Raw genomic sequence first — 5,005 nt, 5'->3', positions numbered from 1 at the left:
CACTGGCTAACGGCGCGCCTCCTACCCGATCATGGCAAGAACATAACGAGAAGTACGTTGCAAGAATACTGCCTTAGGTGCGAGAAATATGCTGCAAGAGGCGCTGTCTTAGATGTGAAAAATGCATTGCAAGAGAGACTGCTTTAGATGGAGGAGCTGGATATGGCGTTTGAGCTGGGAATACCTTCACTGATTTGCCGTTGGCGTTTGGCAAATGGAGGTCTGCCGCTCGAAAACCGTCATCTGCGCGCCTTTTCCCAGCGCGGAGTTGATCCCGCCTTGGTTTCTTGGGCAAAGCAACACATTGAATGGACCTTGGCTGATGGGGCCGCCGCCAATCCTGACGGCGTGCTCATGTTAGTAGTTGACGAAGAAGGTCAGGCTGCGATGAGCGTGGGTCCCTACAAAGCCCTTGGCGATACCAGTACCAATGCCTTGCTTCAGCGTGCGATGCAGGCCCAGACAGAGGCCGCACATACAGGCGTTGCGCCCGAGACCCTCTGGGCGGTAGCAGCAGGACAAATTACCGCGTATCTTGATCCAACTGAGAAGCTTTCGGGTGCTACCTCTTTGGTAAGCGATCTTACTGCGGCCCACCACATGCAGTTTACGTATGAAGCACAAATTTCTGATGCCCAAACCCTTGCCGCAGCTGACGAAGTATTTTTGGTGTCCGATGAGCACGGCGTCATCGCTGCTGCGGGAAAGCTCGGAACATATGCCAAGCAAATGGCGGCTGACTATCAAAAACTGCTCGCAAGCTTTAGTTAACTTTTTTCGCGGTTCAGATTTCCTTCGCAAAGGCTGCATATTGTTCGATGCGATTTTATCTGGGTGCAAGCAGACACGCTGGGAACTCTTTAATTCCTACTAAATTCAGGGCATTTAACAGGCGAAATATTCTCATTTAAAGCGCAGTTTAGGCTTTAGCTGAGGTGCAAAATGGTTTATTACATTACTATATATATATGCAGCGCACATGTATGGCGCAGGTAACTCAGGCAAGTAAGAGTAGAAGCGTTTCTTGTATGCGTCTTGCATATACAGGCGCCACGACGGATGCCGTAGCGTATGGGGGATTAGGCCGGGCGGATAAAATTTCGTCCGGATAGTACTAGGAGAGGAGTACCATGGCTCGATCTTTTAAGTCTATGGACGGCAATGAGGCGGCGGCGTGGGCGTCGTATGCCTTTACGGAGGTAGCGGGCATCTACCCGATTACCCCGTCCAGCCCCATGGCCGACCATGTTGACCAGTGGGCAGCACAGGGTCTCAAAAACATCTTTGGCTCCCCAGTCAAGGTCATCGAGATGGAATCCGAGTCCGGCGCTTCCGGCACCGTTCACGGTTCTTTGGGCACCGGTGCACTGACGACTACCTATACGGCGTCGCAGGGTCTGTTGCTGATGCTTCCAAACATGTACAAGATCGCTGCCGAGCGTTTGCCGGGCGTTTTCCATGTTTCTGCTCGTCAGGTTGCAACGCATGCCCTGAACATCTTTGGCGATCACTCTGATGTTATGTCTGCACGTCAGACCGGCTTTGCTATGCTCGCCGAGAGCAACGTCCAGCAGGTCATGGACCTCGCTCCCGTAGCTCACCTTGCTGCCATCAAGGGCAGCCTGCCTTTCTTGAACTTCTTTGACGGCTTCCGCACCAGCCACGAGATTCAGAAGGTTGCTACTTGGGACTTTGCTGAGTTTGCGGATATGGTAGATATGGACGCCGTTCAGGCCTTCCGCGATCATGCTCTGAACCCCGAGCATCCTACCGCCCGTGGTAGCCACGAGAATGGCGATATCTACTTCCAGCATCGCGAGGCAATCAATGGTGCATATGATGCACTGCCCGCCATCGTTGAAGACTATATGAAGCAGATCAACGCCAAGCTAGGCACTGACTACGGTCTGTTTAACTACTACGGCGCCGAGGATGCTGACCGTGTTGTCGTCTGCATGGCCTCTTTCTGCGATACGCTCAAGGAAGTCATCGATTATCTCAATGCGCACGGTGAGAAAGTCGGCTTGGTTGAGGTTCACCTCTTCCGTCCCTTCTCCATCAGCCACTTTACCAGTGTTCTTCCCAAGACAGTCAAGAAGATTGCTGTTCTTGACCGTACTAAGGAGCCTGGCTCCATTGGCGAGCCCCTTTATGAGGATGTTGTTGCCGCTCTGTATGAGGCTGGTATGGCTAACCTCACTGTTGTTGGTGGTCGCTATGGTCTTGGCTCCAAGGACGAGCCTCCTGCGGCAGCCTTCTCTGTCTTTGAAGAGCTCAAGAAGGATCAACCTGCTCGTGAGTTCACCATTGGCATTGTTGATGATGTTACCAACCTGTCTCTTCCCATGGATCCCCATGCTCCCAATACCGCAGCAGAGGGCACTATCGAGTGCAAGTTCTGGGGTCTTGGCGGCGACGGTACCGTTGGTGCAAACAAGAACTCCATCAAGATTATTGGTGACCACACCGATAAGTATGTTCAGGCCTACTTCCAGTATGACTCCAAGAAGACCGGCGGCGTTACCCTCAGCCACCTGCGCTTTGGTGACAACCCCATTCGTTCGCCCTACTACGTTACCAAGGCGGACTTTGTTGCTTGCCACAACCCCAGCTATATCGACAAGGGCTTCAAGATGGTCCAAGACGTCAAGCCTGGCGGTACCTTCTTGATCAACTCTCAGTGGGCCCCCGAAGATCTTGGCAAGCACCTTGATGCAGCAGCAAAGCGCTACATTGCTGAGAACAACATTCAGGTTTATCTGATTGACGCTATCGACCTTGCCGAGAAGGTCGGCATGGGCAAGCGCACCAACACCACTCTACAGTCTGCCTTCTTTGCACTGGCCAAGGTCCTTCCCGCTGAGGAGGCCCTCCAGTATATGAAGGACGCTGCTACCAAGTCTTACTCCAAGAAGGGTCAGGCTATCGTCGATTCCAACCGTAAGGCAATCGATGCTGGTGCTACCGCGTTTGTGAAGTTTGATGTTCCTGCAGATTGGGCTAACGTTACCGATGACGCACCCGAGGCTCAGCTGACTGGTCGCGACGCAATCGTTGCTCAGGTCAAAGCAATCACCACCCCTGTCAACCTCATGGATGGTGACAGCCTGCCTGTCTCTGCATTTATGCCCTACGCAGATGGTACTTGGCAGACTGGTGCTTCTCAGTACGAGAAGCGTGGCACCGCAGTTATCGTTCCTCACTGGGATGAGACCAAGTGCATCCAGTGCAACCAGTGCGGCTTTGTATGCCCCCATGCAACCATTCGTCCGTTTGCACTCAATGCCGAAGAAGTTGCAGCTGCACCCGAGACCATGCGTATGGTTGATGCCAAGGGCAAGGGTATGGATGGCTTGAAGTTTGCCATCACCGTATCCCCGCTTGACTGCATGGGCTGCACCAACTGCGCCAAGGTTTGCCCGGTTGACGCTCTCACTATGGTGCCCCAGGCTGACGAGGCTGTTGAGCAGGCAAGCTTTGACTACGGCGTGGCACATGTTGCCGAGAAGCCCGAGCTCTTTGCAGACAATGTAAAGGGTAGCCAGTTCCACAGACCTCTCCTTGAGTTCTCTGGTTCTTGCGCAGGCTGCGCCGAGACTGCTTATGCACGTCTTGTTACCCAGCTCTACGGCGATCACATGTTTATCTCTAACGCTACTGGCTGCTCTTCCATTTGGGGCAACCCTGGTGGTGTGTCTCCGTTTACCGTTAACGGTCAGGGTTATGGTCCCGCTTGGAACAACTCCTTGTTTGAGGACAACGCAGAGCACGGTCTAGGCATGTATCTCGGTTATCAGGCAATCCAGAAGGAGCTCGTAAGCGATGCTGAAGCAATTATTGCTTCTGATGTTTCCGAGGGCCTCAAGGCGGCTGCTCAGCTCTGGTTGGATAGCCGTGGCGAGTATGAGACCAGCAGGTCTGCTGCTCGCGAGTTGCTTACCCTGCTTGAGGGTGTGGATACCCCCGAGGCAAAGCGCATTATTGCCAACAAGCAGTACCTCACCAAGAAGAGCTTCTGGATCTTTGGTGGCGACGGCTGGGCATATGACATTGGCTTTGGTGGCCTAGATCACGTTCTTGCTTCTGGCAACAACGTTAACGTCTTTGTCTTTGACACCGAGATTTACTCCAACACTGGCGGTCAGGTTTCCAAGGCTTCTAACTTGGGTCAGCTTGGTCAGTTTGCCGCAGCAGGCAAAGAGCTCAAGAAGAAGAGCTTGGCTGAGATTGAGATGACCTACGGCTATGTCTATGTTGCACAGGTTGCCATGAGCGCCAACCCCATGCAGCTCCTCAAGGCTCTCAAAGAAGCCGAGGCTTATGACGGTCCGTCCCTCATCATTGGTTACTGCCCATGCGAGCTCCACTCCATCAAGAAGGGTGGTATGCAGCACTGCCAAGAGGAGATGAAGCGCGCGGTTGAGTGTGGTTACTGGAACCTCTTCCGTTACAACCCCGCAGCTCCTGAGGGCAAGAAGTTCTCTCTTGACTCCAAGGCTCCTAAGGGTGGTTATCAGGAGTTCCTGCAGAACGAGGCTCGCTATGCAGGCCTGATGCGTTCGTTCCCCGAGCGTGCCCAAGAGCTCTTTGAGGCCAACGAGAAGGCGGCTATGGCTCGCTATGATCACCTGCTCAAGCTCAAGGAGGTCTACTCCGAGGTGTAAGGCTTCGTTGTAGTATCGAAGTAGGTTTTAGAGCCCCTCCCACTTGGAGGGGCTCTTTTTCGGTGCGCTAGTATGCGTTGGTGTGTCACGTCTTGCTCCATCTCGTATGGCGCAAGCAATACTTTTCCTACCCACCACATGACACAAGCCACACTTCATTTCATACTCGGTGGCAAACGCCACATCCTATTTCACACCGAGTACCAAACGCCACATCTTGTTTCATGCCAAATGCCAGAAGCCACACATCATTTCAAATGATGCAGCTCTGCTTGTCAAAAGCCACACATTCTTTCAGGCTGTTTCATGCTAGGTGCCAAACGCCACGTTCTACTTCACTT

General features: G+C 53.1%; 2 protein-coding genes. Both read left to right on the top strand.

Annotation, left to right across the window (positions count from 1 at the left end; all coding sequences use genetic code 11):
• The first annotated feature begins 147 nt into the window (after positions 1–147).
• Positions 148–771 (top strand): hypothetical protein, encoded by a 624-nt coding sequence (locus HMPREF9069_RS06595; protein WP_021626433.1) that lies wholly within the window; start codon positions 148–150, stop codon positions 769–771.
• 359 nt (positions 772–1,130) lie between these two features.
• Entirely contained in the window at positions 1,131–4,664 is a 3,534-nt protein-coding gene (nifJ, locus tag HMPREF9069_RS06590) for a pyruvate:ferredoxin (flavodoxin) oxidoreductase (RefSeq protein ID WP_035438724.1), read from the top strand.
• Positions 4,665–5,005 lie beyond the last annotated feature (341 nt).

The organism is Atopobium sp. oral taxon 810 str. F0209 (assembly GCF_000466405.1).
Lineage (GTDB): Bacteria > Actinomycetota > Coriobacteriia > Coriobacteriales > Atopobiaceae > Olegusella.
The sequence above is the reverse complement of the archived record's forward strand: the minus strand, read 5'-3'. Positions and strand labels throughout refer to the sequence as shown.

What these genes read in the sequence shown, in the direction of transcription:
- HMPREF9069_RS06595 (WP_021626433.1), top strand. Translation starts at nt 148, where the DNA reads ATGGAGGAGCTGGATATGGCGTTTGAGCTGGGAATACCTTCACTGATT.
- nifJ (WP_035438724.1), top strand. Translation starts at nt 1,131, where the DNA reads ATGGCTCGATCTTTTAAGTCTATGGACGGCAATGAGGCGGCGGCGTGG.